At 71.5% G+C, this 26,898-nt stretch carries 28 protein-coding genes; 15 read left to right on the forward strand and 13 right to left on the reverse strand.

Going from position 1 to position 26,898, the window contains the following annotated elements; all coding sequences use genetic code 11:
- Window positions 1-173 precede the first annotated feature (173 nt).
- Window positions 174-1,142 (forward strand): Acg family FMN-binding oxidoreductase, encoded by a 969-nt coding sequence (locus BC793_RS43605; RefSeq protein ID WP_109602583.1) that lies wholly within the window; start codon window positions 174-176, stop codon window positions 1,140-1,142.
- The gene (locus BC793_RS43610) at window positions 1,139-1,612 is read left to right on the forward strand and encodes a nitroreductase/quinone reductase family protein (RefSeq protein ID WP_239170667.1); all 474 of its coding nucleotides are present in this window, start codon (window positions 1,139-1,141) and stop codon (window positions 1,610-1,612) included. Before BC793_RS43605 ends, BC793_RS43610 begins: the two co-directional genes overlap by 4 nt.
- Before the next feature lie 11 nt (window positions 1,613-1,623).
- On the opposite strand, the gene BC793_RS43615 is transcribed toward BC793_RS43610, so the two are convergent.
- Together BC793_RS43615 and BC793_RS43620 are read right to left on the reverse strand one after the other, a co-directional pair.
- Window positions 1,624-2,130: a GNAT family N-acetyltransferase gene (locus tag BC793_RS43615; protein ID WP_109602524.1), complete on the reverse strand. Its 507-nt coding sequence runs from the start codon at window positions 2,128-2,130 to the stop codon at window positions 1,624-1,626.
- 6 nt (window positions 2,131-2,136) lie between these two features.
- Window positions 2,137-2,469: a hypothetical protein gene (locus tag BC793_RS43620; RefSeq protein ID WP_109602525.1), complete on the reverse strand. Its 333-nt coding sequence runs from the start codon at window positions 2,467-2,469 to the stop codon at window positions 2,137-2,139.
- A 95-nt stretch (window positions 2,470-2,564) separates the two neighbouring features.
- On the opposite strand from BC793_RS43620, the gene BC793_RS43625 reads away from it, so the two are divergent.
- Window positions 2,565-3,134 (forward strand): hypothetical protein, encoded by a 570-nt coding sequence (locus tag BC793_RS43625; protein WP_109602526.1) that lies wholly within the window; start codon window positions 2,565-2,567, stop codon window positions 3,132-3,134.
- A gap of 54 nt (window positions 3,135-3,188) precedes the next feature.
- On the opposite strand, the gene BC793_RS43630 is transcribed toward BC793_RS43625, so the two are convergent.
- From BC793_RS43630 to BC793_RS43640, 3 genes are read right to left on the reverse strand one after another with little or no spacing between them, the layout of a single operon-like run.
- The gene (locus BC793_RS43630; RefSeq protein WP_109602527.1) at window positions 3,189-4,355 is read right to left on the reverse strand and encodes an ABC transporter permease; all 1,167 of its coding nucleotides are present in this window, start codon (window positions 4,353-4,355) and stop codon (window positions 3,189-3,191) included.
- The gene (locus BC793_RS43635) at window positions 4,352-5,017 is read right to left on the reverse strand and encodes an ABC transporter ATP-binding protein (protein ID WP_211340663.1); all 666 of its coding nucleotides are present in this window, start codon (window positions 5,015-5,017) and stop codon (window positions 4,352-4,354) included. The genes BC793_RS43630 and BC793_RS43635 overlap by 4 nt, the downstream gene beginning before the upstream one ends.
- Entirely contained in the window at window positions 5,014-6,204 is a 1,191-nt protein-coding gene (locus tag BC793_RS43640; RefSeq protein WP_109602528.1) for an efflux RND transporter periplasmic adaptor subunit, read from the reverse strand. Before BC793_RS43640 ends, BC793_RS43635 begins: the two co-directional genes overlap by 4 nt.
- Window positions 6,205-6,295: 91 nt before the next feature.
- Between BC793_RS43640 and BC793_RS43645 the strand changes: the two genes are divergently transcribed.
- The 4 genes from BC793_RS43645 to BC793_RS43660 are packed head-to-tail and all read left to right on the forward strand — an operon-like array spanning window position 6,296 to window position 11,041.
- Window positions 6,296-6,991: a response regulator transcription factor gene (locus tag BC793_RS43645; RefSeq protein ID WP_109602529.1), complete on the forward strand. Its 696-nt coding sequence runs from the start codon at window positions 6,296-6,298 to the stop codon at window positions 6,989-6,991.
- The gene (locus tag BC793_RS43650) at window positions 6,988-8,745 is read left to right on the forward strand and encodes a sensor histidine kinase (protein ID WP_109602530.1); all 1,758 of its coding nucleotides are present in this window, start codon (window positions 6,988-6,990) and stop codon (window positions 8,743-8,745) included. The genes BC793_RS43645 and BC793_RS43650 overlap by 4 nt, the downstream gene beginning before the upstream one ends.
- A 29-nt stretch (window positions 8,746-8,774) precedes the next feature.
- Window positions 8,775-10,289, forward strand: coding sequence for an alkaline phosphatase D family protein (locus BC793_RS43655; RefSeq protein WP_109602531.1), 1,515 nt, complete (start codon window positions 8,775-8,777; stop codon window positions 10,287-10,289).
- The gene (locus BC793_RS43660; RefSeq protein WP_109602532.1) at window positions 10,286-11,041 is read left to right on the forward strand and encodes a discoidin domain-containing protein; all 756 of its coding nucleotides are present in this window, start codon (window positions 10,286-10,288) and stop codon (window positions 11,039-11,041) included. The genes BC793_RS43655 and BC793_RS43660 overlap by 4 nt, the downstream gene beginning before the upstream one ends.
- On the opposite strand, the gene BC793_RS43665 is transcribed toward BC793_RS43660, so the two are convergent.
- From BC793_RS43665 to BC793_RS43690, 6 genes are all read right to left on the reverse strand, one after another.
- Window positions 11,028-12,209: an RNA polymerase sigma factor gene (locus BC793_RS43665; protein ID WP_203896613.1), complete on the reverse strand. Its 1,182-nt coding sequence runs from the start codon at window positions 12,207-12,209 to the stop codon at window positions 11,028-11,030. The two genes, BC793_RS43660 and BC793_RS43665, sit on opposite strands and share 14 nt — an antisense overlap.
- Before the next feature lie 38 nt (window positions 12,210-12,247).
- On the reverse strand, window positions 12,248-12,619 hold the full coding sequence (locus BC793_RS43670; RefSeq protein WP_109602533.1) for a YciI family protein: 372 nt from the start codon (window positions 12,617-12,619) through the stop codon (window positions 12,248-12,250).
- A gap of 114 nt (window positions 12,620-12,733) precedes the next feature.
- Window positions 12,734-13,540 (reverse strand): SDR family NAD(P)-dependent oxidoreductase, encoded by an 807-nt coding sequence (locus BC793_RS43675; RefSeq protein ID WP_109602534.1) that lies wholly within the window; start codon window positions 13,538-13,540, stop codon window positions 12,734-12,736.
- A 29-nt stretch (window positions 13,541-13,569) separates the two neighbouring features.
- Window positions 13,570-14,484 carry a DUF1295 domain-containing protein gene (locus BC793_RS43680; RefSeq protein ID WP_109602535.1) on the reverse strand — a complete coding sequence of 305 codons (915 nt, stop codon included), beginning with the start codon at window positions 14,482-14,484 and terminating at the stop codon, window positions 13,570-13,572.
- Between the two features lie 24 nt (window positions 14,485-14,508).
- Window positions 14,509-15,645: an RCC1 domain-containing protein gene (locus BC793_RS43685; RefSeq protein WP_109602536.1), complete on the reverse strand. Its 1,137-nt coding sequence runs from the start codon at window positions 15,643-15,645 to the stop codon at window positions 14,509-14,511.
- 111 nt (window positions 15,646-15,756) lie between these two features.
- Window positions 15,757-16,821, reverse strand: a complete 1,065-nt coding sequence (locus tag BC793_RS43690; RefSeq protein WP_109602537.1) for an aldose epimerase family protein — start codon at window positions 16,819-16,821, stop codon at window positions 15,757-15,759.
- A gap of 64 nt (window positions 16,822-16,885) precedes the next feature.
- Between BC793_RS43690 and BC793_RS43695 the strand changes: the two genes are divergently transcribed.
- The gene (locus tag BC793_RS43695; RefSeq protein WP_109602538.1) at window positions 16,886-17,752 is read left to right on the forward strand and encodes an amidohydrolase family protein; all 867 of its coding nucleotides are present in this window, start codon (window positions 16,886-16,888) and stop codon (window positions 17,750-17,752) included.
- Between the two features lie 169 nt (window positions 17,753-17,921).
- Window positions 17,922-18,395: a DnaJ family domain-containing protein gene (locus BC793_RS43700; protein ID WP_109602539.1), complete on the forward strand. Its 474-nt coding sequence runs from the start codon at window positions 17,922-17,924 to the stop codon at window positions 18,393-18,395.
- A 103-nt stretch (window positions 18,396-18,498) separates the two neighbouring features.
- On the opposite strand, the gene BC793_RS43705 is transcribed toward BC793_RS43700, so the two are convergent.
- On the reverse strand, window positions 18,499-18,861 hold the full coding sequence (locus BC793_RS43705) for a hypothetical protein (RefSeq protein WP_146246735.1): 363 nt from the start codon (window positions 18,859-18,861) through the stop codon (window positions 18,499-18,501).
- A 224-nt stretch (window positions 18,862-19,085) separates the two neighbouring features.
- Between BC793_RS43705 and BC793_RS43710 the strand changes: the two genes are divergently transcribed.
- Window positions 19,086-19,931: a cytochrome c biogenesis CcdA family protein gene (locus BC793_RS43710; RefSeq protein WP_203896612.1), complete on the forward strand. Its 846-nt coding sequence runs from the start codon at window positions 19,086-19,088 to the stop codon at window positions 19,929-19,931.
- Window positions 19,932-20,232: 301 nt separating this feature from the next.
- Here the strand turns inward: BC793_RS43710 and BC793_RS43715 are convergent, their stop codons facing one another.
- On the reverse strand, window positions 20,233-21,654 hold the full coding sequence (locus BC793_RS43715) for an aromatic amino acid lyase (protein WP_109602541.1): 1,422 nt from the start codon (window positions 21,652-21,654) through the stop codon (window positions 20,233-20,235).
- A 90-nt stretch (window positions 21,655-21,744) separates the two neighbouring features.
- Between BC793_RS43715 and BC793_RS43720 the strand changes: the two genes are divergently transcribed.
- From BC793_RS43720 to BC793_RS43740, 5 genes are all read left to right on the forward strand, one after another.
- Entirely contained in the window at window positions 21,745-22,722 is a 978-nt protein-coding gene (locus tag BC793_RS43720) for an ABC transporter ATP-binding protein (protein WP_109602542.1), read from the forward strand.
- Window positions 22,719-23,357 (forward strand): ABC transporter permease, encoded by a 639-nt coding sequence (locus BC793_RS43725; RefSeq protein ID WP_109602543.1) that lies wholly within the window; start codon window positions 22,719-22,721, stop codon window positions 23,355-23,357. The genes BC793_RS43720 and BC793_RS43725 overlap by 4 nt, the downstream gene beginning before the upstream one ends.
- Entirely contained in the window at window positions 23,354-24,010 is a 657-nt protein-coding gene (locus tag BC793_RS43730; RefSeq protein ID WP_109602588.1) for an ABC transporter permease, read from the forward strand. Before BC793_RS43725 ends, BC793_RS43730 begins: the two co-directional genes overlap by 4 nt.
- On the forward strand, window positions 24,011-24,925 hold the full coding sequence (locus tag BC793_RS43735) for an ABC transporter substrate-binding protein (protein WP_109602544.1): 915 nt from the start codon (window positions 24,011-24,013) through the stop codon (window positions 24,923-24,925).
- Between the two features lie 167 nt (window positions 24,926-25,092).
- Window positions 25,093-26,865 carry a carbohydrate-binding module family 20 domain-containing protein gene (locus BC793_RS43740; RefSeq protein WP_239170666.1) on the forward strand — a complete coding sequence of 591 codons (1,773 nt, stop codon included), beginning with the start codon at window positions 25,093-25,095 and terminating at the stop codon, window positions 26,863-26,865.
- The last annotated feature ends 33 nt before the right edge of the window (window positions 26,866-26,898 follow it).

A 26,898-nucleotide genomic window follows, 5' to 3' on the forward strand; every position in this document is an offset into this window, starting at 1 on the left:
TGAACGCCCGGTTCCTCGCCGTGCTCGCCGACCGGCTGCACGCCGCCCGTGCCCGGCTCGCCGAGTTGTACGCCTACCCGGACACCGAGCCGGGCCGATACCGCTGACCGCGGCCGGGCGGCAGCCGCCAGGATCACCGGCCGGGACGAGATGATGGGAGAGGTGCGGTGACGATGACACCCCTGGACGAACAAGCCCTGGCCGGCTGTGTACGGACCGCCACGCTTGCGCCGTCGCTGCACAACAGCCAGCCATGGCGGTTCCGGATCGACGGCGGCACGGTCGAGGTGTTCGCCGACCGCAGCCGGCAACTGGAGGTCCTCGACCCGTCGGGCCGCGAGCTGTTGATCAGCGTCGGCGCCGCCGTCTTCACCCTGCGCCTGGCCATCGGCATGCAGGGCCGGATACCGGAGGTGACCATCTTCCCCGACCCGGCCCGCCCGGACCTCGTCGCCCGGATCCGGGCCGGCCAGGTCACCACACCATCGGCGCAGGTCAACGCTTTGGCCGCGGCGATCGGGAGCCGGCACACCAATCGGCTCCCGTTCGCGAACGCGGTGGTACCGGCCGACAGCATGGAGCACCTGTGTGCCGCCGCCGCCCGGGAAGGCGCCACCCTCACCCGGGCCGGCGCGGTAAGCCGGGACACGATCATCGGCCTCGCCCGGACCGCGGAGGCACGGCTACGCGGCCGCGGCGGTTACCGCGCCGAACTCGGCCGGTGGACCCGGCCCCGGTCGTACCGCCAGGACGGGATCCCGCACACCGCGTACGGGCCGTGGGATGCTCTGGAGCACCTGCCGCTGCGTGACTTCGGCCTGGTCCACCCCCAGCCGCAACGTCCATCCGCCCGGTTCGAGGCTCACCCGACGATCGTGGTCCTCGCCACCGACGACGACACGCCGGCCGACTGGGTCCGCGCCGGACAGGCTCTGCAACGGGTGCTGCTGACCGCCACTCACCATCACCTGGCCACCACCCCGATCAGCCAGCCCGTGGAGATTCCCGCCGTGCGTGACCTGCTCACCGACCCGGCCACCGGCCGGACCGCGCAGATCATCATCCGGCTGGGTTACGCCGCACCCGCCGCGGCGACGCCCCGCCGCCCGCTCACCGACATTCTCGAGAGCGGGCAGCCATGAGCCTGTCGCGCCGGTGGCGGCGATGGATGTATCGCGGCGGCCGCCCGAACCGGCTCGCCCGGCTGCTGAACCGGATCGCCGGTGTTCAGCACGGTACCGGCCTCCTCGGCCCGGCGGGGTGGGTGACGCTGGAGGTGACCGGCCGGGTCAGCGGACGCACGATCGGGTTCCCGTTGGTGACCGCCGACCACGACGGCGCGCGCTACCTGGTGTCGATGCTGGGGGAGAACGCGAACTGGGTGGCGAATGTCCGCGCCGCGGGCGGCGAGGCGGTTCTGCGTCATGGCCGCCGGCATCCGGTTCGGTTGATCGAGGTGCCGGCCACCGACCGGGCCCCGATTCTGCGCCGCTACCTCGCCGTCGCACCCGGTGCCAGAGCCCACTTCCCGGTCCACCGCCGGCAGCCACTGGCACAGTTCGAACGGATCGCCCCCGACTATCCGGTCTTCCGCATCACGGCACGTGCTTGACGGCCGAGAGGTCAGGGTGTGAGGTCGGCGGCGTAGTGGTCGAGGGCGCCGCGGTCGTCGTGGCCGGTGTGGTCGAGACGTAGGCCCAGACGTTCCGCTATCCGGCGGGACGGCTCGTTGTGGGGCCGGATCGTCGACCACAGGCGGGGCACCCGGGAGGCGCGGCATTCGGCGACGACCGCGATCGCTGCCTCGGAGGCGTAGCCGCGGCGCTGGTGGGCGGCGCCGATCAGGTAGCCGAGTTCCGGGCCCGCCGGCCAGGTTCGTCCGACCAGGAGGCCGCAGTTGCCGATCAGGGTGCCGGTGCCGAGGGTGCGCACGGCGTACCAGCAGAGGCCGTGTTCCTCCTGGAACCGTATCCGTTTGCGGATCCATTGTTCGGTCTGGTCGAGGGCGGTGAACGGGCCGGACCCGATCGTGTTGGTCAGCGGATCGCTGAACAGGACGTGCAGTTCGGCGGCATCTGAGGGTGTGCAGGCGTCCAGCCGCAGCCGGGTCGTGACCAGTGCCGTCCGCACGGCGGCTCAATCCTCCACGGTGGACGCCGTGAAGCGGTAGACGCTGGGGATCTGGCTGTCCACCGCGGCACCGACCAGGCGGCTCTGGTCGGCCCACGCCTGATCCTGGTCCTCGCGGACCTCGGCGGGCATGTGCTGGTAGCCGTATTCGGAGTAGAGGAGCACTCCGAGCGCCAACGGCTGGTATCCGTCGTAGTCGTAGACGCGGGGCACCGCCCGGGGCAGGCCCAGGCGGGCGGTGGCGGTGCGGATGCGGGTGAGGATCGCCGACTGCTCGGCCTCGGTGATGGCCGTGCCGTCGGCGCGGGACACGAACAGGGCGGGACCGAACGCTGACATGAACGCTCCTGATCGAACCTGACGACTTCCTGATTATTGCTCGTCAGGCTTTCCGGCGCGGCGGGGATCGTCCCTGCCGGACAGGAGGGTTTCCCATGCGCAGGAATGCCGCGCTCATGTTCGCCGCGGTGGCGCTCACCGCGCTGCCGGCCTGCGGCTCCCCGGAGAAGGCGGATGAGCAGGGTGCGCCGCGGGTGGCGACGTTGCAGAGCACGGCCGCCACCGCGCCGTCGGCGGCGGCGTCGAAGAAGGCGGAGCGGCCCCGCGAACGGCTCGACATGACCCCGGAGGAGTACGAGGCGCTGCTGGAGCCGTACAACAGGTGCATGCGGGAGCAGGGCTTCGACGTGCAGCTCGAGCGGAAGCAGGCCGAGTTGGCGCCGGCCGACTCGGCGCAGGAGGAGAAGGCGGAGAAGGCGAGTCAGATCTGTGAGCCGCAGTTCCTGCCGTTGCCGCCGTGGGAGAAGGATCCGGCGAACCCGGAGGCGCGGGACTTCGCCCTCGACGTGGTGAAGTGCCTCAAGCGGGAGGGCGTCAAGTTCGTCGAGGTCAGTGAGGACGGCATCTCGATCGCGCTCGGCGGCGACCAGAACGACTCGCGGTCGATCTCGCTGGGCATGGACCGCATCCCCGACTGCGAGCGCGAGGTCGCGGCCAAGCGGTAGTGCCGGAGCCGGAGACGAAGGGCGGCCGGGATCATCCCGGCCGCCCTTTCCCGGTCAGTGCAGGGCCTGCGCCGGAGGCAGACGAGCCGCGCGTACGGACGGGTAGACCCCCGCGAGGACCCCGATGACCACGGCGCCGCCCACCCCCACGACGGCGGATCCGACGGGCACCACGATCGGCCAGTCCTGCCAGCGGGCGTACGCGACCGTGGCCACCACTCCCAGCACGGTGCCGGCCATCCCGCCGGCGGTGGACAGCACCATCGACTCGGTGAGGAACTGCCCGCGGATCTGTCCACGGGTGGCACCGAGCGCCCGCCGTAATCCGATCTCCGAGCGGCGTTCCAGGACCGACACCACCATCGTGTTGGCGACCCCGATCCCGCCGATGACCAGGGCCACCGCGGCGAGGGCCAGGAACAGTACGGAGAAGCTGCTCTCGGTGGCGCGTTTGGCGGCGAGCGCGTCGGACGGGCGGGTGACGAGCACCTGGCCGGGCCGCTCCGGATTGATCGACTCGGCGAGCACCGACCGGACGGTTTCCAGTTGCGTCTCGTCGGCCCGCAGGTAGACGACCGTGGGGCGGCCGTCGAATCGCAGTTCGGTGCGGGCGGACTCCCATCCGACGAGTACCGACCGGTCGATGTCGGGGGACAGGGGAGTGGTGGCGAGGATCCCGACGACGGTGAACCAGCGGTCGGCGATCATCACCTGCGGGTCGGCGGTCACCGCGGTGATGCCGAGCCGGGTGGCGGCGACCGAGCCGAGCACCACGGCCGGGAACTCGGCGGTGGCCGCGGTCAGCCACCGTCCTGACGCGACGCGCGCACCGATCACCGGCGGCAGGTCCAGCCGGGCGGCCAGCACGCTCAGGCCGGTGCCGCTGGTGGGGTCGGCGCGGTCGCTGCGGCGTACCGGTGCATGGGTGTTGCCGACCGCGCTCGCCGCCCGGACCGGGCCGATCCGCCTGGCCATCGCCACCGCCGATTCCGGCAGCCGGGCCGGCGGATCCTGGTCGGGTACCGGCATCACCTGGAGCGTGTCGGTGCCGAGGGCGGTCAGTTCGCGGACCAGGGCGGCCTGGCTGGAGGCGGGGATGCCGGTCACCACGATCATGGTGGCGATGCCGATCGCGATGCCGAGGCCGGAGAGCAGCGCCCGTAGCGGCCGGGTCCGTAATCCGACGACACCGAGGCCGAGCAGGTCGATCGGGTTCATCATGCGACCAGCCGCCCGTCGCGGATCTCGATCCGGCGGGGCAGGGCGGCCGCGATCTCCCGGTCGTGGGTGATCAGGGCGATCGTGGCGCCCTCGGTGTTGAGCCGGCGCAGCAGGGCCAGCACGGTCTGCCCGGTGGTGGTGTCGAGGGCGCCGGTCGGCTCGTCGGCGAGGATCAGGGCCGGGTTGTTGACGAGGGCGCGGGCGATCGCGACGCGTTGCCGTTCGCCGCCGGACAGCTGGTGCGGGCGGTGCCCGGCCCGGTGGGCGAGACCGACCCGGTCCAGGGCCTGTACCGCCATCGCCGGCCGTTTGCGTCGCGGCACCCCGGCGTAGAGCAGGCCGGTCGCGACGATGTCGGTGGCGCTGAGGCCGTCGGTCAGGTGGAACTGCTGGAAGACGAAGCCGATCTCGCGGGCCCGCAGCGCCGACAGCCGCTTGTCGGAGAGGGTGGTGACGTCCTGACCGGCGATCCACACTGTGCCGGAGGTGGGCCGGTCCAGGGTGCCGATGATGTTGAGCAGGGTGGACTTGCCGGAGCCGGACCGGCCGACGATCGCGACGAATTCACCAGCGTGGATGTCGAGGTCGATCCCGTCGAGGGCGGTGACGCCTCCGGGGTAGACCATGCCGGCGTTGCGGACCGAGAGAACCGGGCCGGTCACGACGCCACCACGACGTCGGTGCCCTCGGTCAGCCCGTCGCCGGTGATCTCCACCCAGCCCTGGGCGAACATGCCGGTGGTGACGGCGACCAGGCCGGACGGGGTCTGTACGGCGTAACCGCCCTCGGCGAGCGCGATCAGGGCCTCGACCGGTGCGGCCAGCACGTCCTCGCGGGCCCTGCCGGCGAAACTGACGGTCACCTCCGCGGAGTCGATCTTCGTGAGGGTGGCCGGGTCGTTGACGGTCACCGTGACGGTCAGCTGCGGGGTGCCGCTGCCGACCGAGCCCTCGGGGGCGGCCAGGGAGCGGCCGACCGACAGGACGCGGGCGGGGATCTCCTTCTCGTCGGGCAGGATCACCGTGACGGCGGCACCGCGTTCGATCGATGCGGCTTCGGACAGGCCGGCGGCCACGGTGATCACCTTGCGGGTCGGGGTGACCGACATGAGCGGGCCGCCGACCGGTGCGCCGGGCTGCACGGCGACCGACTCGACGCGGACGGCGCCGGCGAGGATCTCGACGTCACCGACGGCGATCGTGCCGGTCTCGGGCAGGCCGAGGTCGCGTTGCCACTTCTTGATCGCCGCGATCATCCCGGCGGTGAGCACCCCCTCGTCCTTCTTGATCTTGACGGGTGCCGGGGACCCGGGGGAGGCGGGCGGTGAGGAGGCCGGGGACCCGGGCGGGGCGGACGGAGGCGCAGAGGGCGGAGGCGGGGAGGACGCCGGCGGAGTCACCCACGAGCCCGCGCGTGGCCGGTGACCGAGCGCATAGCCCAGCCGGTCCAGGTTGTCCGCGATGATCTCCACGTCCCGGCCGACCAGCCCTCTGCCCCCGATGGTGCGGTAGAGCGGCATCCCGCCGTAGAACAGCGGCACCGGCCGGTCATCGGCCCGATACAGCTGCTGCCCCCGCTTGATGCTCGTCCCCGGCGCCGGCAGCCACGTGACGGTCGCGTCCTTGTGGCCCTCGACGGCGCGCGAGGTCCCGTACCCGATGGTCCCGGGAATGGTCTTCGACGTGCTCAGATCGCGTCGTTCGAGCTTGGCGGTCTCGACCGTCGCCGTGGCGTCCGGGGAGGGGGAGGCCGCGGACCGGTGCCGGGTGAGCAGGAAGATCCCGGCGCCGGACAGCAGCAGCAGCGCCAGCAGAAGCCCGATCCGCCGGAGGTGAGTGTTCGCAGGCATGCCGGAGAGCCTGTGCGGAGATCGTTAGAAAGCTGTCAGGTCCGGCCCGACGACGGGTCCGATCGTGGTACCCGCACCTATAGTCGCCGCCATGTGCGCACATGTGCTGGTCGCCGACGACGATCGCCGGCAGGCCGAGGTGGTCCGGCGGTATCTCGAGGCCGACGGGCATGAGGCGGTGGTCGTGCACGACGGGCGGCAGGCGCTGGAGCAGGCCCGGCGGCTGCGGCCGGACCTGCTGGTCCTGGATGTGATGATGCCGGAGCTGGACGGCCTGCACGTGTGCCGGACGCTGCGCGCCGAGTCCGAGGTGCTGGTGCTGATGCTGACCGCCCGCACCGGCGAGGATGATCTGCTGCTCGGCCTGGAGCTGGGCGCCGACGACTATCTGACGAAGCCGTACAGTCCGCGGGAGCTGATGGCCCGGGTGCGGACCCTGCTGCGCCGGGCGCGCCGGCCGGTGGAGGAGACCGGGAGGGCCCCGAGGCGGGTCGGCCGGGTGACACTCGACCCGGGCACGCGCCGGGTGACCGTCGAGGGCGAGCCGATCGAGTGCACGCGCGGCGAGTTCGCGATCCTGGCCGCCATGTGCGAGCAGCCGGACCGGGTGTTCAGCCGGGCCCAGCTGCTGCATCACACCCGCGGCATCGACCGCAGCTCGACCGAGCGGACCATCGACGTGCACGTGATGAATCTGCGCCGCAAGATCGAGACGGATCCGCAACGGCCCGTGCAGCTGCTCACGGTCTACGGCGTGGGATACCGCCTGACGGCGGGTGGGGCATGAACCGGGTGCCGTGGCGGCACAGCCTGGTGACCCGGCTGCTGGCGACGTCGGTGCTGATCGCGATCGCCGCGATCGGGGCCACCGCCTGGCTGGCCACCCGGACGGCGACCCGCGCGATCAGTCAGGAGCAGGGCCGGTCGCTCACCGACGACAAGGGTGTCTACGACATGCTGGTCGCCTACGCGGCCGGACATCCGGACTGGTCGGAGGCTCCCGCGCTGATCCGGGAGCGGGCCGCGAAGCTGAGCCGGCGGATCACCCTGATGACCGAGGACCGTCAGGTGCTCATCGACTCCGGTACCGGCCCGTCACTGGCCGCCGCCCGCCCGTCGGCCGTCGTCGACCCGCTGAACCTGGATCTCGGCCTGACCGGCGGCACGGAGCGCATCGACCCGCGGGCCGTCGGACCGTACCTGCTGCCCGCCGCCGAACGTGCCGGGCTGCGCGCCTACGCCACGAGGACGATGTCCTGCCTGGAGGACATGGGCGCCGCCGGCCGGGTGGTGGAGACGCCGAGTGGCCGTCCGTCGGTGGAGCTGACCGTGCCCGACACGTCCGGCGCACTGGCCCGGTGCGCCGGCGTTCTGGACGAGGAGGTCACCGCCACCGAGAAGAAGGCGCTGAACATCCTCGGCAGAATGACCGGCGCCTGCCTCGGCGGGGTGGAGGGCGGAACCGTCGTGGTGTCACCCCGGTTCACCGCCTACGTCCTCAGCTGGAAGCAGTCCGCTGACCGGGTCGCGGAGCCGGTCGTCCCCGGATTCAAGGTCGCCGAGGCCGGCACGACGGCGCGGATCCGGTCCTGCCTGGAGAAGTCCCGCCGCACCCAGCTCCAGCCGTACGTCGCCCCGCCCGCCCTGCTGTTCGTCACCGACCCGGATACCGGCACCGACGAGACCACGTTCACGCTGTCGGAGGAGAACACCGTCCGGATCGTCACGGTCACCGGTGCGGTCCTGTTCGCCACCATCGTGGTGACCGTGCTGGCCGGCCGCCGCCTGGTGCGGCCGCTGCGGGCGCTGACCGAGGCCGCCGACCGGCAGGCGCCCGTGGTGATCTCCGGCCGGGACGAGATCGCCCACCTGGCCCGGGCGCTGCAGGCGTCGGCGGAGCAGCGGCGCGCCATGGTCAACGACGTGGCGCACGAGCTGCGGACGCCGTTGACCAACATCCGCAGCTGGCTGGAGGCCGCCCAGGATGATCTGGCGCCCACCGACGCCCAGTTGGTGGACCTGCTGCACGAGGAGTCGGTGCAGTTGCAGCACCTGATCGACGATCTGAGCGATCTGGCCGCGGTGGACGCCGGGACGCTGCGGGTGCATCCGGAGCCGATCCGGGTCCGGGACGTGATCGAGCAGGTCACCGACGCCCACCGGGGGACCGCGTCGGTGCGGCTGGAGACGTCGGTCGACGGCGATCCGGTGGTGCGGGCCGATCCGGTGCGGTTGCGGCAGGTGGTCGGGAATCTGGTGTCCAACGCGATCCGTTACACCCCGCCCGGCGGGACGGTCACCGTCGCCGCGTCCCGGAGCACCATCACGGTACGCGACACCGGCATCGGCATCGGCGCGGACGATCTGCCCCGCGTCTTCGACCGGTTCTGGCGTGCCGACGAGTCCCGCAGCCGGGCGACCGGGGGCAGCGGCCTGGGTCTGGCGATCACCCGCAAGCTGGTCGAGGCCCACGGCGGCACGATCGACGTGGCGAGTGTTCCCGGCGAGGGAACCGTCTTCACCGTCCGGTTGTCCGGTTAAGATCACAAAAACGGTGAAAGTGGGGCGTAGTGGATCGTCGTGGCTTCCTCGCGCTGCCCCTCGCGACGCTGACCCCCGCACCGCCGAAAGCCGATCCGTTCACCCTCGGGGTCGCCTCCGGTGATCCGCTCCCGGAAGGTGTGGTCCTCTGGACCCGCCTCGCGCCGCGACCCTTCGAACCGGCCGGTGGCCTGCCGAAGGCGGACTTCCCGGTGCGATGGCAGGTCGCCGAGGACGAGGGGTTCGGCCGGATCGTCAAGGACGGCGCCACCACCGCGGCCGCCGCCTACGGGCACTCGGTCCACGTCGACGTGCGCGGTCTGGAGCCCGGCCGCGACTACTTCTACCGGTTCCGCACCGGCCGGCACATCAGCCCGGCCGGGCGTACCCGGACCGCGCCGGCGCGAACGGCGCGACCGGAGCGGATGCGGTTCGCGATCGCCTCCTGCCAGAACTACACCGACGGCTGGTACACGGCCCTGCGGCATCTGGCCGGTGAGGACCTGGACGTGCTGTTCTTCCTCGGCGATTACCTCTACGAGGGAGCCGTCACCAGCGCCGGCGGTGCCCGCAACGACGCGTCCCTGCGGCTGCCCGACACGTTCGAGCTGGCCACCGACACCCTCGACCTGTACCGGATGCGGTACGCCCTCTACCGCACCGACCCGGATCTCCAGGCCGCGCACGCCGCCGTCCCGTGGGCGCTGACCTGGGACGACCACGAGGTGCAGGACAACTACGCGGCCGGTGTGCCCCGGTTCGAGGTGCCGCCCGCGGACTTCCTGGTGCACCGGGCCAACGCGTACCGCGCCTACTGGGAGAACCAGCCGCTGCGCCGCCCGCGGCAGCCCGCCGGACCGGACATGCCACTGCACCGGCGGCTGCGGTTCGGCGATCTCGCCCACGCCTATCTGCTGGACACCCGCCAGTACCGCACCGACCAGGCGTGCGGCGACGGCATCCGGGACGTCTGCGGGGAACGTGACGAGCCGGGCCGGACCCTGCTCGGTCCCGGCCAGCGGACCTGGCTGCTCAACGGCATGGCCACGTCGGGCGCGCGCTGGAACCTGCTGGCCCAGCAGGTGATGATGGCCGAGTGCCGCTACGGCGGGGAGGCCGGCCGCCTCGACATGGACAAGTGGGACGGCTATCCGGCCGACCGCGCGGCGATCCTCGGCACCGCCGCCCGCGTGCCCGGCACGGTGGTGCTGACCGGTGACATCCACTTCAACTACGCCGCCGACCTGCGTACCGACTTCGCCCGCCCGGACACCCCACCGGTCGCCGTGGAACTGGTCGGCACCTCCCTCACCAGCGGCGGCGACGGCGCCGACGTGGTGCCGAAACTCCAGCTGCAACAGCGGTTCAGCCCGCACCTGCGGTTCACCAACGGGCAGCGTGGCTACGTGCGCTGCGAACTGACCCGGGACACCCTGCGCGCCGACTTCCGGGTGCTGTCGCACGTGACCCGTCCCGGCTCCCCGATCACCACGCGTGCCACGTTCGTCTCCGAGCGCGCCCGGCCCGGACTGGTCCCGGCATGAACACGACGGCGGCGCTGCTGTGCGCGCTCCTCCCGGCGCTGCCCGCGCCGGACCCGGTCCACCTGACGGTGAACCCGCACTCCCTTCCGCTCACCACCGGCCCGTGCAATGCCCGCAATCTCTCCGTACGCCTGGCGAACATCTCCGGCCGGCCGGTGTACGCCGACGCCGAACTCACCGCGCCGAAGGCCCTGCACCTCCAGCGCACCCTGGTGTCGACGTGGCTGCCGGCCGGTTACACCCGCGCCGTGCCGGTCCGGGTCGGCGCCGCCACCGGTACCCCACCCGGCGCCTACGTCATCCGGGTCGACAGCGGCAGCCGGCACGTCGACGTCCCGGTCACGGTGGCCGCCCCGCCGCCGGCCGCCGGCCTGACCACCCACGCCACCGGGGTGACCGCCGCGTCGTTCCGCGCCGCGAACCCGATCTGCGACGCGGCCGACGGCGACCCGGCCACGTTCTGGTCCGACGGCACGAACCGCTACTGGCCCGACTGGTACCAACTCGACTGGCACACCCCGGTCACCGCGTCCCGGGTGGACGTCACGACCCCCGCCGAGGGCGGCCTGCGCGACTGGGACGTCCAGGTCTGGGCCGGTGACTGGCAGACCGTCGCCTCCGTGCGCGGCAACTCCGCGACCACCCGGACCAGTGAGTTCCCGGCCCGCCCCACGACGGCGGTGCGCATCCTGACCCTCGCCGCGAACGGCGTGAACGACCTGTCCCGGATCGCCGAACTCACCGTCTCCTGACGGCGCGCCGCTCGCGCAGGTGCTCCCGTTCGGCGTCGTCGCGGGTGAGGGCGATGGCCAGGTCGTACTCGGCGGTCGCCTCCGCCGGCCGGCCGAGACGGTCCAGCAGATGCGCACGGGTCGCGCGGGCCGGCTGGAACCGTTCCCCCGCCTCACCGGCTCCGGCCAGCAGGTCGTCGAGCAGGGCGAGCCCCGCGGCCGGGCCTTCGGCCTCGGCGGTCACGGCGGCGAGCGCGACGCCACCACCCAGCGACGGCGCCAGAGCGTGCAGGATCAGATGCAGATCCAGCAGGGTACGGGCATCCGCCGCCCCCGAGCAGTGCAGCGCCTGAATGGCCGCCTCCACCTGGAACCGGCCCAGCCGCCCCAGCCCGTGCGCCACCCGCAGATGCTCGTGCGCCCGCGCGATGAGCCCCCGGTCCCATCGGGCCGGATCCTGCTCGCCGAGCGGCACGAACCGTCCGTCCACGCCGGTCCGGGCACCGGCCCGGGCCGCGGACAGCTGCACGAGCGCGGCCAGCCCGTGCACCTCCGGGTCGTCGGGGACCAGTGCGGCCAGCACCCCGGCCAGGTGGAGGGCCTCGGTCCGGTCGATCACGTACGCCCCGTAAACGGCTTCGAGCACCGCCGCCATCCGGGGCGGCAGGCCGTCGCGGTCCGGGATCCGGAACGGGATCCCGGTCGTCCTGATCCGCTTCTTGACCCGCACCAGACGCGTCGCCATGGTCGTCGCCGGCACCGAGAACGCCCGCCCGATCTGCTCGGCGGTGAACCCGAGCACGGTGTTGAGTATCAGCGGCGTGTGCATCGCCCGGTCGATCGCCGGATGCGCACAGACCAGCATCAGCTCCAGCCGCCGGTCCGGAACCGCGTCCACGTCCACGTCGTCGAGGTGGGCCGGGGCGTCCCGCTCGACGTCGAGCGCCACGGTCCGCCGGACCTCGGCCGCCCGCCACCGGTCCCGTAGCCGGTTGCGGGCCACGGTCAGCAGCCAGCCGCCCGGATTGCCCGGAACGCCGCGTTCCGGCCACGTCCGGACGGCCGCCTCGTAGGCGTCGGCCAGCGCGTCCTCGGCAGCCGGGATGTCTCCCGACCCGGAGGCCAGCAGGGCCAGCAGCCGCCCGTGCCAGTCACGGGCGGCCGCGGCGGCCGCGGTCAGCGCGTCCATCGGCCGGTGTCTCGCACCGTGCTCCCGCCCGGCCCGTCTCAGTGGGTCCAGGCGCCGTCGAGGAACGAGGTCGCCACCGGGCGGATCTCCACGGAGCCCCACTCCACGACCGGGCACTTGTCCGCCCACCCGATCGCCGCGTCCAGGTCGGGCACGTCGATCAGGAACACCCCGGCCAGTGCCTCCTTCGTCTCGGCGAACGGTCCGTCCTGCACCCGCGGCGTACCGTCGCGCCGGCTGACGGTGGTCGTCGACCCCGTCGGGAACAGGATGTCCGCCGACAGCAGCACCCCGGCCCGGTGCAGAGCCTTCGCGTAGACGTCGAACGCCTGCCGGCCGGCGGCCAGTGTCTCGTCGCTGAGTTCGCCCTCAGCCGGCTCGAAGTGGTGCGTCATCAGCGCGTACCGCATGGTCTGTCTCCCTGTTCGTCGGAAACCTTCACCATGATGACGAACCGGCGGCCGGCGAATCGTCACCCGCGGCGAACGGCCCGTCCGCGCGGGGTGCGGAGCAGGGTCACGCCCTCATTCCGGCGCCGATCCGGGCTCGGCCATCCGCGCGTGCATGGCCGCCTTGACCCGGTCGGGTGCGACCTTGCTCGCGACCGCCTGCGCCCGCGTCGTCACCGAGCCGGCCAGCACCTTCTCCCGCCCGTCGAGCAGTGCCCGGACGGCCTGCTCGGCGACCTGCGCCGGGTCGTCCTTGCTGCTCGCGCCGACCCGGGTGTCGTCCATGTCGGCGCGGTGGAAGAAGTTCGTCTCGGTCGGGCCGGGCATCAGCGAGGTGACGGTCACGCCGGTGTCCTTGAGCTCGGCGCGCAGTGCCTCGGCGAACGACTGCACGAACGACTTCGACGCGTTGTAGACCGCCTGGTAGGTGCCGGGCATCATCGACGCGATCGACGAGGTGATCAGCACCCGGCCGCGGCCCCGGGCGACCATCCCGGGCAGGGCGCGTTTGGCCAGGTGCACGGTCGAGGTGACGTTCACGTCGATCACGTTCAGCTCGTCGGCCAGCGCGGTGCCGCCGACGAACTCGCCGCCGATGCCGCGGCCCGCGTTGAGGGCGAGCACGTCCACGTCCCGGCCGGTCGCCTCGATCGCGGCCCACGCCTGCTCGACGCCCTCGTACTGGGCGAGGTCGGCGCGGATCGCGGTGATCTGGTTGCGGCCGTCGCGGCGCAGATCGGCGGCGGCCTCCTCGATGCCCGCGTCCTCGGCGACGATCAGCAGGTCGAAGCCCTGCATGGCGAGTTGCCGGGCAAGCTCGTAGCCGATCCCGCTGGACCCTCCGGTGATCACGGCGAACCGGTTTTCGCTCATTGTCGTCATACCGGCACGTGTGCCCCGGAAAGCGGGACTCAACCACCCGATCGGAAACCGGCGGGCCGGGGCAGTAGCGCCGGGACACGCCGCATGTGCTCGGCGTAGGCGGGCCGGCGGATCAGCGACCGGCGGTCCATCATCGGCACGCTCACGAACGTGAACAGCAGCACCATGGTGACCGGCCCGATGATCGTCCACCACCAGTCCGGTGCCGCGGCCAGCCCGAACAGCCACATCCCCCACCAGAAGGCGATCTCGCCGAGGTAGTTGGGGTGCCGCGAGTACCGCCACAGGCCACGGTCGATGATCGCGCCCCGGTTGGCCGGATCGCCGGCGAAGCGGTGCAGCTGCCGGTCGGCGGTGGCCTCCAGCAGGATCGCGCCGAGGGTCACGGCCACGGCGGCGACGTCGAGCAGGTTCCACGAGCGGCCGGTCACGGTGGTGGCGGGCCAGACGGCGAGCAGGCCGGCGAAGACCACGAGTGTGGGCATCAGCTGGATGCCGGCCAGGTTGATCAGCCACCACGGGACACCGGGCCGGCGCTGCTCCCGCAACTGCACGTACCGCCAGTCCTCGTGGCGCAGGCCGCGCCAGGAGAGCGCCCAGTTGGCGGTCAGCCGGGCCGACCAGGCCAGCACCAGCAGCAGCACGGCGACCTGCCGGCCGGTGAGCGGTGGTGCCAGGGTGACCCAGACGACCACGATCGCGGCGGGGGCGACGCTCCAGTACGGGTCGTAGAGGCTCGCGTTGGCGACCAGCATGCTCGCCGCGAACACCACGACGGTGGCGGCCAGGTCGGCGTAGAAGGTGACCAGCAGCGGGTGCGGCCCGGTCACCAGGGCGGCGACCGCCCACGCGGCGAGGCCGGCCGCCACGTAGGCGAGTGTCACGACGGCGAACCCGGCCGGCCGTGAAGAGCCGGCCAGGTTCCCGCCGATCCGGTAGGTCATAGACGGATGCTAATGGCCTACGGCTCAGTTGGGCAGGGTCACCGTCTGGGGTGCCGGACGGCGGGTGGTGGTCCCGTCGCCGAGCTGACCGTTGGCGTTGTTGCCCCAGCACCACAGGGCGCCGCCGGTACGCAGGCCGCAGCCGTGGTAGCCGATCGCGAAGTCACCGGTCCAGTCGGTGGCCGTACCCACGCGGGTGGGGGCGTACCGGTTGGTGGTGGTCCCGTCGGCGAGCTGCGCCTCCATGTTGTTGCCCCAGCACCACAGGCTGCCGTCGGTACGCGACCCGCACGCCGAGTTGTCGTTGCCGGTGACCCGGTTCCAGGTGCTGGCGTCGCCGACCCGGGCCGGCGTGGTCTGGTAGTTGCCGGCCATGCCCAGCTGCCCGTAGCCGTTCTCGCCCCAGCACCACAGCGTCCCGTCGGTACGGGTGGCGCAGCTGAACGCGTACCCCGAAGTGACGGTCTTCCAGGTGGTCAGGGTGCCGACCTGCTCCGGGGTGGCCCGGTAGTTGAGGATGCCGAGCCCGAGCTGTCCCCTGGTGCTGTCACCCCAGCACCACAGCGTCCCGTCGGTACGGGTCGCGCAGGTGTGCGCGAACCCGGCCGCCACCGTCGCCCAGTTGCTCGCCGTGCCGACCCGCACCGGGGAGTTCTCGGTGTAGGACGCCGGCCCGGTGCCGAGCTGCCCCGACCGGTTGAAGCCCCAGCACCACAGCGTGCCGTCGGTGCGCACGCCGCAGGTGTGGCTGTCGCCGGCGCTGACCGTGGCCCACGTGGTGGCCGTCCCGGCCTGTACCGGGGCGGAGCGGGTGGTGGTGGAGCCGTCGCCGAGCTGCCCCCGGAAGTTGTTGCCCCAGCACCACAGCGTGCCGCCGGAGCGGACCGCGCAGTTGTGCAGGAAACCGGCGTCGATCGAGGCCCAGTCGGTGGCGGTGCCGACGCGGCCCGGGGTGGTCCGGTGGTTGGTGGTGCCGTCGCCGAGGGCGCCGGTGTAGTTCCCGCCCCAGCACCACAGCGTGCCGTCGGCGGGGATGGTGCAGGTGTGGGCGTAGCCGGTGGCCACTGCCGGGGTGGTGGCTGCCTGGGCGGCCGAGGCTGGGCCGACGACCACACCCAGGGCCAGGGCCGCGAGGGCGGCGAAGATACGGAATCTAGCCATGTACCAACTCCGGGGGATGGGAACGGGAAGGAGTGGGAGCGCTCCCAGAAGTTAACCATCGATCCGGAGCAATGGACAAGCGGTGGTTGCGGGGCCGTGGCCCCGCAACCCCTAGGCGAGCAGCGAGAAGATGTGGGCCGTGGTCGACCGGTAGGTCTCGCCCGGCCGCAGCACCGTCGACGGGAACGCCGGCTGGTTCGGGCTGTCCGGGAAATGCTGAGTCTCCAGCGCGAACGCGTCACCCTGCCGGTAGGTGAGCCCGCCCCCGCCGCGCAGCTTGCCGTCGAGGAAGTTGCCCGAATAGAACTGCAGGCCCGGCTCGGTCGTCTCGATGGTCATCTCCCGCCCGCTCGACGGGTCGCGTACCACCGCCGCCGTCCGCAGGCCCTCGCCGTCGTTCAGCACGTAGTTGTGGTCGTACCCACGGCCGATCCCGAGCTGCGGGTGCCCACCCCGGACCCGCTCGCCGATCGGGTGGAACTCCCGGAAGTCGAACGGCGTACCCGCCACCGGCGCGATCTCACCTGTCGGGATGAGCGTCGCGTCGACCGGCGTGTAGTGCCCGGCGTCGATGCGCAGCAGGTGGTGCTCGGCGGTGCCGCTGCCCTCGCCGGCCAGGTTCCAGTAGGCGTGGTTGGTCAGCGCGACCACCGTCGCCCGGTCGGTGACCGCCTCGTAGTCCAGGCGCAGCGCATTGCGCTCGTCGAGGGTGAACGTGACGCCGACCTGCACCGTCCCCGGGAAGCCCTGCTCCCCGTCGACCGAGGTGTGGGTCATCCGCACCCCGCCGTCCACCTCGGTGGCCGACCAGACCCGCTGGTCGAAGCCGTGCGACCCGCCGTGCAGGGTGGTCTTGCCCTCGTTCTGCACCAGCTTGTGGCTCTCCCCGTCGAGGGTGAAGCGGCCACCGGCGATCCGGTTCGCGTACCGCCCGACCGTCGCGCCGAAGAACGGGTTGCCGGCCAGATAGGCCGGATCGGTGTACCCGGACAGGTCGGCGAACCCGAGCGTCACGTTGGCGAGGTCGCCGGCGCGGTCCGGCACCAGCACGGACTGGATGGTCGCACCCCAGGTGAGGATCGACACGGACACGCCGCCCGGATTGGTCAGCGTCCACTTCTCGATGCCCGTGCCGTCGGCCAGCTCGCCGAATGTCACCCTGTCGATACTCGTCATGGGCGGCATCGTGCCAGATAAGCGGTGACTGTTAACGTTCACCTCGGCCGGTAGGCTCGTCGGCATGCGGGTCGACTGCCATCAGCACATCTGGCCTCCGGCCCTGGTCACCGCGTTGCGCGAGCGCGACGTCATGCCGTACCTGCGGGACTGGACCCTGTATCTGCCGGGGGAGAACCCGTACCAGGTCGACCCGGCCGCCCACGATGTGGAACGCCGGCGCGCCGCCGAACACGCCGACCGGGTCCTCGTCTCGCTGTCCAGCCCCCTCGGCATCGAACACGCCGCCGACGGCGCCGACCTCATCGACATCTGGCACGCGAGCGCGCTGGCACTGCCCGACCCGTTCCGGGTGTGGGCCGCCGCGCCGGTCGCCGCACCCGACGGGCCCGCGTTGGCCCGGGTGCTGCGCGAGGACCGCATCGCCGGCCTGCAACTGCCCGCCACGGCACTCGACAGCCCCGACGCCATCGGCCACGTCGCGCCGCTGCTGGAGGTCCTCGAACGGTCCGGCAAGCCCCTGCTCGTGCACCCCGGGCCCGCTCCGGCCGAGCCCGGCGGGCTGCCCGACTGGTGGCCGGCGCTGGTGCCGTACGTGGCGCAGATGCACCGCTCCTGGATGTCCTGGCACGTCGCCGGCCGTCGACGCCACCCCGGCCTGCGGATCGCCTTCGTCGCCCTGGCCGGCCTCGCCCCCCTGCATCACGAACGCCTCGCCGCCCGCGGCGGTCCCGCCTTCGACCGCGACCCGAACGTCTTCTACGAGACCTCGTCCTACCGCACCGACGCCATCGCCGCGCTGGCCCGCGTCGTCGGCCCGGCCGCCGTCGTGCACGGCTCCGACCGGCCCTACGCCGAGCCCCTCGACCCGGTCGCCTTCCACGAGGCCTACTTCACCGCGAATCCCGCCCGGTTACTGCGACAACCCTGATCCGGTACGAACCACCCCTCCCCGGCCGCAACCCACGCCGCCCCGGGCCTACCGGCGCGACGGGGCTGCCCGCTCCCGGCCGGCAGCGCGCCCGCCGGGCGTGGGCGACGGTCACCGCTGTCGGCGGTTACGCTGGCCGTGAGTTGTCTCGATGGATTCGGGGGTCGCGATGACCGAACGCAAACCGATCGGCGTGAGCTTCGAGTCGTGGATCGATCAGCAGATCACCGAGGCCGCCGAGCGCGGCGCCTTCGACAACCTGCCCGGCACCGGCAAGGCCCTGCCCCCGGGCGGCGACGACGAGGACTGGTGGATCCGCGGCTACCTGGAGCGCGAGGAGGTCCCCGCCGACGTCGCGCTGCCACTGCCGCTGCTGCTGCGCAAGGAGTCCGAAGACCTCGACGACACGGTCCGTGACCTGCCCACCGAGGAGAAGGTCCGTGCCGCGATCGCCGACCTGAACCGCCGCATCGAAGAGTCTTGGCGCCGGCCGGCCCACCCCGGCCTGTTCGTCCGCAAGGTCGACCCGGAGCCGGTGGTCGCGCTCTGGCTGGCGACCCGCCCGACCCTGCCGCCACCCGAGGACCCGCCGCCGCCCACCCGGCCCCCGTGGTGGCGGCGCCTCTTCACACTCCCGAGCTGAGCCGCTTCCTCCGCACGTACCCGAAGTACACCGCCGGCACATCACGATGACGCTGTCGCCGCGAACGGTTCCGGCGGCGCACCGGGGCGCCGCCGGAAGGCACTCAGAAACACTCGTTCTGATCGGTGATCTGCACGCCGATCACCCTCTGCGGTGGGCTGACCTGATCGAAGAACCAGGTATCGGCCGGCGCCAGACAGGTCTGCGATCCATCCGACATCTCGAGCCAGGCGGAATCGTCTATCCGAGAATTGTAGGCGGCATAGGCACCACGAGCCCGCGGCCCCAGTTTCTGGAAATCCTGAGTGATGTCCCGGAAAGCCGAAGTCGGCTTACGGGCCAGCCAGTCCGCGCTGGTCAGGTAGAAGCAGATACGCGGATAATCGCATCCGAACCGGCTTTCGGCGTATGCCGGAGCCGCACCGACGACAGGAGCCGCCCCGGCCGCCATGACGGTCGTGGCCATGAGCGCGATCATGTTCTTCCGCATTACGATGTCCCCCTCTTTCGCTGCCGTATTCCTTGAGGACCATCGTGCGCGCGGGCGGCGGTACCCGGAGGCGTACCCGGCTTTCCTGGTCGAACGGCCGAAAGGCCGGTCAACCGTGCGTCCCGACCCGCCCGCCACCCAGACGATCGCCGCGTCCCGGCCCGGTAATCCGCGGACGGCCCACAACCGTATGCACGGTCGTGGACTTCGAGACGCTCACCTTCGCCCTGGCCGCCGGGCTGCTCGCGGCGTTCAACCCGTGCGGGTTCGCGCTGCTGCCGTCGTTCCTGGCGCTGCTGGTCGCCGGCCCCGGCGGGGTGCTGCGGGCGCTGCGCCTGTCGGCGGCGATGACAGCCGGATTCGTGACCGTCTTCGGCCTGATCGGGGTGGTACTGGCCGTGACGACGGCGCCGATCCAGCGGCACCTGCCGTGGGCGGCGGTGGTCACCGGAGGCGTCCTGGTTCTGCTGGGCGCCTGGCTGCTGTCCGGCCGGGAGCTGCAGGTCCGGCTTCCGCGGCTCGCCGCCGGCTCTCCGACGGGTTCGATCCTCGCCCTGTACGGCTACGGAGCGTCCTACGCGGTGGCATCCCTGTCCTGCACGATCGCCCCGTTCCTGGCCGTGACGGGCCTGGTCTCCGGCGGCGCCGACATCCGGTCCGGGGTGGCCGCGTTCGTCGCCTACGGCCTGGGCATGGGCCTGGTCGTCGGTCTGCTGGCGATGCTGGTCGCCTTCGCCCGGGAGGCCACCGTCCGCCGGACCCGTGCCGTACTTCCGTGGATCTCCCGCCTCTCCGGCGCCTTCCTGCTGGCAGCCGGCCTGTACGTCACCTACTACGGCTGGTACGAACTGCGCCTGGCCGCCGGCGGTTCACCCACCGACCCGGTGATCGGCGCGGTCGGCGAACTCCAGGGCCGGGTGACCACCTGGCTGGACACGATCGGCATCGGCTGGACGGCCGCCGCCTTCACCCTGGTAGCCCTCCTGGCGATAGCCACCCGCCGCCGCCACACCCCCGGCCCCTCCACCCCAACCCCCCACCCCTGAAGCCCCACACCCCGCGCTGTCTCAACGGTCACGAGACACCGGTGACGACCAGCCCGATCTTCATGGCTGGCCCCCACCGCTGTCTCAGGCGTCGTGAGACAGCGGTGACGGCCAGCCGGGTGTTGGTGGCTGGTTCTCACCGCTGTCTCGGGGGGCGGGAGCGCGGGGCCGGTGAGTGGGCAACCAGCCCGGCGGTCGCGTTGCGGCCGTGAGGGGGCAGCCTCTCGCGGGTCTGCCGGCCACGGTTCGCGTGTCCCGTACCGGATGAGGCCGCCTGGGGTGAGGGGCCGGAGCTGGCAGGTCAGAGGAGGGCGGCGAGGGTGGGGAGCAGCGCGGCGGCGCCGGTGAGGTCGGTGTCGAGGGGGCGATCGGTCAGGTCGGGGGAGAGGGCGTCGGCGGCGAGGTCGTAGGCGTCGCGCAGGGTTCCGGTGGTGAGGCGTTCGGGGGAGAGGCGCAGGGCGCGGACCGCGGCGACCAGTTCGGCGGCCAGCAGGGTGGGCGTGAGGCGGGTCATGGTGCGCAGGGAGCGGGCGCCCTGGGTGGCGAAGCTGGCGTGTTCCTCCAGGCCCAGGGAGATGGTCAGGGTGCCGGAGGCGGTGGGCTGGACGGCGGCGCGCATCTCGGCGAGCAGGTCCTGGACCACGTATTCGGTGATCATCAGGCCGGAGCTGCCGGGTGGGCCGTCGGCGAGGAAGGCGCGGAGGCCGGTCATGTCGGGGCGCATCAGCAGGCCGAGGCGGGCCGCGGACAGGGACATGACGGGCAGGAACGCGCCGCGGACGGCGTCCAGTCCGGCGGCGAGGGCGGCGGTGTGGAACTGGCCGTGATGGTGCACACCGTCGGCGGTGATCAGGGGGTTCTCGACGGCGGCGTTGAGTTCGGCGGTGACCGCGGCGGTCAGGGTCTCGGTGGCGTGCAGGGCGGGCGCGGTGACCTGGGGAACCACCCGCAGGCCGAACGGATCCTGGATGCGCAGCGCCGGTGACGCGCCGTCGACCAGGGTGTGCAGTGTCTCCGCGACGGCGATCTGGTGCGGATGCGGGCGGGCCGCGTGCACGGCAGGATCGTAGGCCTCGGGGTTGCCGCGCAGGGCCAGGAAGGAAAGCGCGGCGATGATCGTTGAGGCCCGTAGGTGACGGTGGACGTCCGAGACGGCTAGCGCGGAGGTGGCGACGGTGAGGGCGCTGGAGCTGATCATCGGCAGTGCGTCGGTGGCGTCCAGTTCGACGGCCGGTGCCGTGCCGCTGCGCCAGGGGCGGGCGCCGGCGAGGGTGAGGGCGAGTTCGGCGAGTGCGGACAGGTCGGAGGTGCCGATGGCGCCCCAGCGGTGCAGGGTGGGGACGGCGCCGGCCCGCACCGCGGCGGCGAGCGCCTCGGTGGTCCGGCGCGAGACGCCGGATCCGCCGGCGAGGAGCTGGTTGAGGCGTACGGCCATGACGGCCCGGGCGGTGCGGTCGTCCTCCTCGGGCCCGACGCCGGCGCAGTGGCTGAGCAGCAGGCGCAGCGCGTGACCGTCGGGGTCGCCGGCCTGTTCGTGCCGGTTCGCGCCGACGCCGGTGTTGGCGCCGTAGACGGCTCCGCGGGCCTGTGCCTCGCGGAGGCCGGTGTGCCGTTCGTCGACGAGGGTGAGGGCCGCCGGGTCGACGGTGATCCCGGTCGCACCGGAGGCGATCGTCTCCAGTTCTGGAACTGTCAGGGAGCGCCCATCTAGCCGGACCTGCACGAAGTCTCCAGACCGTGACCGGACGTTGACACATTATTCACTACTTGGCGAGTATGAATAGTAGAATTCAGAAGATCAACTGGGAGTGCCATGATCACATTCGAGGACGTCGTCAAGGTCTACCCCGGCGGCACTACGGCGGTGGACCATCTCAACCTGGAACTGCCCACCGGCAAGATCACCGTACTGGTCGGGCCCTCCGGTTGTGGTAAGACCACGTCCCTCCGGATGATCAACCGGATGGTCACGCCGACCTCCGGCCGGATCCTGGTCGACGGTGCGGACGTCTCCCAGCAGAACGAGGCCCGGCTGCGGCGGAGCATCGGCTACGTCATCCAGCACGCCGGCCTGTTTCCGCACCGCACCGTGCTGGACAACGTCGCGACCGTCCCGGTGCTGCTCGGCCAGACCCGCCGCGCGGCCCGCGAGGCCGCGCTCGGCCTGCTGGAACGGGTGGGCCTGTCCGCCGAGTTCGCGAAGCGCTACCCGGCCCAGCTCAGCGGCGGTCAGCAGCAGCGCGTCGGGGTCGCCCGGGCGCTCGCCGCCGACCCGCCGATCATGCTGATGGACGAGCCGTTCAGTGCCGTCGACCCGGTGGTCCGCGCCCAGTTGCAGGCCGAGTTCCTGCGCCTGCAACAGGATCTCGGCAAGACCATCGCGATGGTGACCCACGACATCGACGAGGCGATCAAGCTCGGCGACCATGTGGCGGTGTTCCGTACCGGTGGGCGGCTGGCCCAGTTCGCGACCCCGCGGGAGCTGCTGGCCGAGCCCGCCGACGACTTCGTGGCCTCGTTCGTCGGCCGTGACCGGGGGCTGCGCAGCCTCTCCTTCGACAGCGCCGCCGAGCTGCCGGTCCGCCCGGTCGACGGGATCGACCTGGACGACTCCGGCCGCCCCCTCGGCCTGCCGGGCGTCTTCACCAAGGACGACTCGCTGCGGGTGGTCACCGATCTGGTGATCAGCTCGCCGGGCGGGATCGCGGTGCGGGTCGGGCCGGACGGAGCCGCCGACGGCCTGGTCAGTCACCACGACCTGGCCGACTACCTGGCGAGCCGCCGCTCATGATCCAGTATCTGACGAACAATCACGTGATCGTCTGGCAGGCCCTGCAGGAGCATCTGTACCTCGCGCTGCTGCCGATCCTCTTCGGATTCGCGATCGCGCTGCCGCTGGGTTATCTCGCGGTGCGGTTCACCTGGCTCTACCACCCGCTGATCAACACGTTCGGGGTGCTCTACTCGATCCCGTCGCTGGCGCTGTTCGTCTTCCTGCCGGTCATCCTCGGCACCAAGGTGCTGTCGCCGGTCAACGTCGTGGTGGCACTGACCATCTACACGGTGGCACTGCTGGCTCGTACGGTCGCCGACGGACTGCGCGCGGTCGACCCGGTCGTGGTGCAGGCGGCGACCGCGATGGGCTACCGCCGCACGCGCCGGCTCGTCGACGTCGAGCTGCCGATCGCGCTGCCGGTCATCCTGGCCGGTCTCCGGGTCGCCACGGTGTCCAACATCAGCCTGGTCAGCGTCGGCTCGCTGATCGGCATCGGCGGGCTCGGGCAGCTGTTCACCCGCGGCTTCCAGCTGTTCTACCTGGAACCGATCCTGATCGGCGTCATCCTGTCGGTGGTGCTCGCCGGGATCGCCGACCTGATCATCGTGCTCGTGCAGCGGGCCGTCACCCCGTGGACGCGTGCCGCATGAACTTCTCCTACCTGACCGATCCGGCGCACTGGGACCCGAGTAACCCCGGCAGCATCCCGAACCTGATCCTGTCGCACCTGGGTTACACGGCGCTGGCGCTGCTGATCGGTGCGGTCATCGCCCTGCCGGTCGGGCTCTACATCGGCCACACCGGCAAGGGCTCGTTCATCGCGATCAACGCGGGCAACGCCGGCCGGTCGCTGCCTACACTCGGTCTGCTGATGCTGATGGTCACGCTGCTCGGGCTGGGCCTGCTGCCGGTGCTGATCGCGCTGACCGTCCTGGTCATCCCGCCGATCCTGACCTCGGCGTACGCCGGCATGCGCAACCTGGACCACCGGGTCGTCGACGCCGCCCGCGGGATGGGCATGCGCCCGTGGCAGGTGCTGAGCCGCGTCGAGCTGCCGATGGCGCTGCCGATCATGCTCAGCGGCTTCCGCAACGCCGCTCTGCAGGTGGTGGCCACCGCCACGGTGGCGGCCGCGGTCGGCCTGGGCGGGCTGGGCCGGCTTCTGATCGACGGCCTGGCCGTCAACGACTACTCCCGAGTTCTGGCCGGCGCCATCGTCGTCGCCGCACTGGCCGTACTCGTCGATCTCTTTCTGGCGCTGATCCAGCGCCTGATCGTCTCACCCGGATTGAAAGGCTCATAGATGAAGCGCATCGTCGCTGCTGTCGCCATGGCGCTCACGCTCACCGCGTGTGGCACGAACAGTGATCCGCTAGCCGACGAACCGGCGGCCTCCGGCGCCGCCGGTGGCTCGGTGACCGTCGGTTCCGCGAACTTCCCGGAGAGCCAGCTGCTCGCCGAGATCTACTCGCAGGCCCTGGAGGCCAAGGGCGTCAAGGTCACCCGCAAGTTCAACATCGGCGCCCGCGAGGTCTACCTCAAGGCGCTTCAGGACGGCTCGATCTCGCTGCTCCCGGAGTACAACGGCGCGCTGCTGGCCGCTCTCTCCCCGAACGGCATCCCGGCCGGGGTGAGCAGCTCCGACACGGTTCTGGCCGAGCTGAAGAAGGTGCTGCCGTCCGGCACCGAGGTCCTGGCGCAGTCGACGGCCGAGGACAAGGACACCCTGACGGTCAGTGCGGACACCGCGGCCAAGAACAACCTGAAGTCCATCGAGGACCTCAAGGCGGTGGCGCCGACGCTGGTCGCCGGCGGCGGCCCCGAGTTCACCGAGCGCCAGCAGGGCCTCAAGGGCCTCAAGGAGGTGTACGGCGTCGAGTTCAAGGAGTACAAGCCGCTGGACCCGGGTGGCCCGCTGACCGTCAACGCCCTCAAGGACGGTGACATCCAGGTGGCGAACCTGTTCTCCACCGACTCGTCGATCGTGACCAACAAGTTCGTCACCCTGGCGGACCCGAAGAACCTGTTCACCTCGCAGAACGTCATCCCGCTGATCCGCAGCGAGGCGAACAACGCGACGGTGACCGGTGCCCTGGACGCCGTCTCGGGCAAGCTGACCACCGAGAACCTGACCAGTTACCTGGCGCAGGTTCAGGTGGACAAGAAGGACATCGCGGTCGTGGCGAAGGCCTTCCTCTCCGAGAACGGCCTCGGCTAGAGCTGATCGGAAAACGCCGTCCCGGGTGGGGCGGCGTTTTTCTGTTTCCGGCAGATGTCTTGACGGGTGTACTCGCTGGTATCTATCTTTGCCGCAAAGATTTTCAGAAAGTTTCAGGCCTGTTACTGCAAGGGCTTGCAGCTTCTCCCCTTCGCCCGGAGGTAGATGTGGACAGTCCCCGCAGGCGGCGACGCCTGACCCGCATCCTGGCCGCCACCACCCTCGCCCTCGGCGTCGGCGGCTTCGGTGTCGCCCAGGTAGTCACCGGCCCGGACGCCTTCGCGGCCCCGCCCGGCGAGAAGGACGTCACCGCCGTCATGTTCGAGTGGACGTTCGCCTCGGTCGCGCGTGAGTGCACCACCACCCTCGGTCCGCTCGGCTACGGCTACGTCCAGGTGTCCCCGCCCCAGGAGCACATCCAGGGCAGCCAGTGGTGGACCTCCTACCAGCCGGTCTCGTACCAGATCGCCGGCCGCCTCGGGAACCGCGCCGCCTTCACGAACATGGTGAACACCTGCCACGCCGCCGGGGTCAAGGTCGTCGCCGACACGGTGATCAACCACATGTCCGCGGGCTCCGGCACCGGCACCGGCGGCACGCAGTATTCCAAGTACAACTACCCGGGCGTCTACTCCGACGCCGACTTCCACACCTGCCGGACCGCGATCAACGACTACACCAACCGCGGCAACGTGCAGGACTGCGAGCTGGTCAATCTGTCCGACCTGAACACCGGCAGCGAGTACGTCCGCGGCCGGATCGCCGGCTACATCAACGACCTCGCGTCGCTCGGTGTCGACGGATTCCGGATCGACGGGGCCAAGCACATCTCCGCCGCCGACCTGTCCGCCATCAAGGGCAAGCTCGCCAACACCGGCGCGTACTGGAAGCAGGAGGTCATCTTCGGCTCCGGCGAGGCGGTCCAGCCCGGCGAGTACACCGGCACCGGTGACGTCCAGGAGTTCCGGTTCGCCCGCGACCTCAAGCGCGTCTTCCTCAGCGAGAACCTCGCCTACCTGTCGAACTTCGGCACCGCATGGGGCTACCTGCCCGGCAACCAGGCCGCCGTGTTCGTCGACAACCACGACACCGAGCGGGGCGGGGACACCCTCAGCTACAAGAACGGGTCGGCGTACACCCTGGCCCAGGTCTTCACGCTGGCCTGGCCGTACGGTGCGCCGGACGTCAACTCCGGCTACGAGTTCAGCAACCACGACGCCGGCCCGCCGAACAACGGCACGGTCAACGCCTGCTACACCGACGGGTGGAAGTGCCAGCACGCATGGCGGCAGATCGGCAACATGGTCGGGTTCCGCAACGCCACCCGCGGCACGGCGGTCACCAACTGGTGGTCCAACGGCGCCGACCAGATCGCCTTCGGCCGTGGCAACAGGGGTTACGTCGCGATCAACCACGAGGGCGCCGCGCTGACGCGGACCTTCCAGACGTCTCTGCCGGCCGGCACCTACTGCGACGTCCAGCACGGCGACCCCAGGGCCAACGGCGGATGCACGGGTACGACGTACGCCGTCAACTCCGCCGGCCAGTTCACCGCCACGATTCCGGCGGGTGACGCGATCGCCCTCTACGTCGGCGCCAGTGGCGTCACCCCGACCACGTCGGTGTCGCCCACCCCGTCCGGCAGCGTCGCGGCCGGCGCCGGCTTCAACGTCACCGCCACCACCTCGCCCGGCCAGGGCATCTTCGTCGTCGGCAACCGGGCGGCACTCGGCAACTGGGCCCCGGCGAGTGCGGTCGCCCTGTCCGCCACCGCCTACCCGGTGTGGAAGGGCACGGTGTCCCTGCCCGCGGGGACGGCGTTCGAGTACAAGTACGTCCGTAAGAACGCCGATGGCAGCTTCACCTGGGAGTCGGGAGCGAACCGTACCGCCACGGTCCCGGCCGGTGGTCAGGTCACGCTGACCGACACCTGGCGCTGAGTCCGCGCACAAGCCGGGCCACCGCACGCGGTG

The sequence above is a fragment of the Actinoplanes xinjiangensis genome (assembly GCF_003148685.1).
In the GTDB taxonomy this organism is placed as follows: Bacteria; Actinomycetota; Actinomycetes; order Mycobacteriales; family Micromonosporaceae; genus Actinoplanes; species Actinoplanes xinjiangensis.

What these genes read in the sequence shown, in the direction of transcription:
- BC793_RS43605 (WP_109602583.1), top strand. Translation starts at nt 174, where the DNA reads ATGACACCCCTGGACGAACAAGCCCTGGCCGGCTGTGTACGGACCGCC.
- BC793_RS43610 (WP_239170667.1), top strand. Translation starts at nt 1,139, where the DNA reads ATGAGCCTGTCGCGCCGGTGGCGGCGATGGATGTATCGCGGCGGCCGC.
- BC793_RS43620 (WP_109602525.1), bottom strand. Translation starts at nt 2,469, where the DNA reads ATGTCAGCGTTCGGTCCCGCCCTGTTCGTGTCCCGCGCCGACGGCACG.
- BC793_RS43625 (WP_109602526.1), top strand. Translation starts at nt 2,565, where the DNA reads ATGCGCAGGAATGCCGCGCTCATGTTCGCCGCGGTGGCGCTCACCGCG.
- BC793_RS43630 (WP_109602527.1), bottom strand. Translation starts at nt 4,355, where the DNA reads ATGATGAACCCGATCGACCTGCTCGGCCTCGGTGTCGTCGGATTACGG.
- BC793_RS43640 (WP_109602528.1), bottom strand. Translation starts at nt 6,204, where the DNA reads ATGCCTGCGAACACTCACCTCCGGCGGATCGGGCTTCTGCTGGCGCTG.
- BC793_RS43645 (WP_109602529.1), top strand. Translation starts at nt 6,296, where the DNA reads ATGTGCGCACATGTGCTGGTCGCCGACGACGATCGCCGGCAGGCCGAG.
- BC793_RS43650 (WP_109602530.1), top strand. Translation starts at nt 6,988, where the DNA reads ATGAACCGGGTGCCGTGGCGGCACAGCCTGGTGACCCGGCTGCTGGCG.
- BC793_RS43660 (WP_109602532.1), top strand. Translation starts at nt 10,286, where the DNA reads ATGAACACGACGGCGGCGCTGCTGTGCGCGCTCCTCCCGGCGCTGCCC.
- BC793_RS43665 (WP_203896613.1), bottom strand. Translation starts at nt 12,209, where the DNA reads ATGGACGCGCTGACCGCGGCCGCCGCGGCCGCCCGTGACTGGCACGGG.
- BC793_RS43670 (WP_109602533.1), bottom strand. Translation starts at nt 12,619, where the DNA reads ATGCGGTACGCGCTGATGACGCACCACTTCGAGCCGGCTGAGGGCGAA.
- BC793_RS43675 (WP_109602534.1), bottom strand. Translation starts at nt 13,540, where the DNA reads ATGACGACAATGAGCGAAAACCGGTTCGCCGTGATCACCGGAGGGTCC.
- BC793_RS43680 (WP_109602535.1), bottom strand. Translation starts at nt 14,484, where the DNA reads ATGACCTACCGGATCGGCGGGAACCTGGCCGGCTCTTCACGGCCGGCC.
- BC793_RS43685 (WP_109602536.1), bottom strand. Translation starts at nt 15,645, where the DNA reads ATGGCTAGATTCCGTATCTTCGCCGCCCTCGCGGCCCTGGCCCTGGGT.
- BC793_RS43690 (WP_109602537.1), bottom strand. Translation starts at nt 16,821, where the DNA reads ATGACGAGTATCGACAGGGTGACATTCGGCGAGCTGGCCGACGGCACG.
- BC793_RS43695 (WP_109602538.1), top strand. Translation starts at nt 16,886, where the DNA reads ATGCGGGTCGACTGCCATCAGCACATCTGGCCTCCGGCCCTGGTCACC.
- BC793_RS43700 (WP_109602539.1), top strand. Translation starts at nt 17,922, where the DNA reads ATGACCGAACGCAAACCGATCGGCGTGAGCTTCGAGTCGTGGATCGAT.
- BC793_RS43705 (WP_146246735.1), bottom strand. Translation starts at nt 18,861, where the DNA reads ATGGCCACGACCGTCATGGCGGCCGGGGCGGCTCCTGTCGTCGGTGCG.
- BC793_RS43720 (WP_109602542.1), top strand. Translation starts at nt 21,745, where the DNA reads ATGATCACATTCGAGGACGTCGTCAAGGTCTACCCCGGCGGCACTACG.
- BC793_RS43725 (WP_109602543.1), top strand. Translation starts at nt 22,719, where the DNA reads ATGATCCAGTATCTGACGAACAATCACGTGATCGTCTGGCAGGCCCTG.
- BC793_RS43730 (WP_109602588.1), top strand. Translation starts at nt 23,354, where the DNA reads ATGAACTTCTCCTACCTGACCGATCCGGCGCACTGGGACCCGAGTAAC.
- BC793_RS43735 (WP_109602544.1), top strand. Translation starts at nt 24,011, where the DNA reads ATGAAGCGCATCGTCGCTGCTGTCGCCATGGCGCTCACGCTCACCGCG.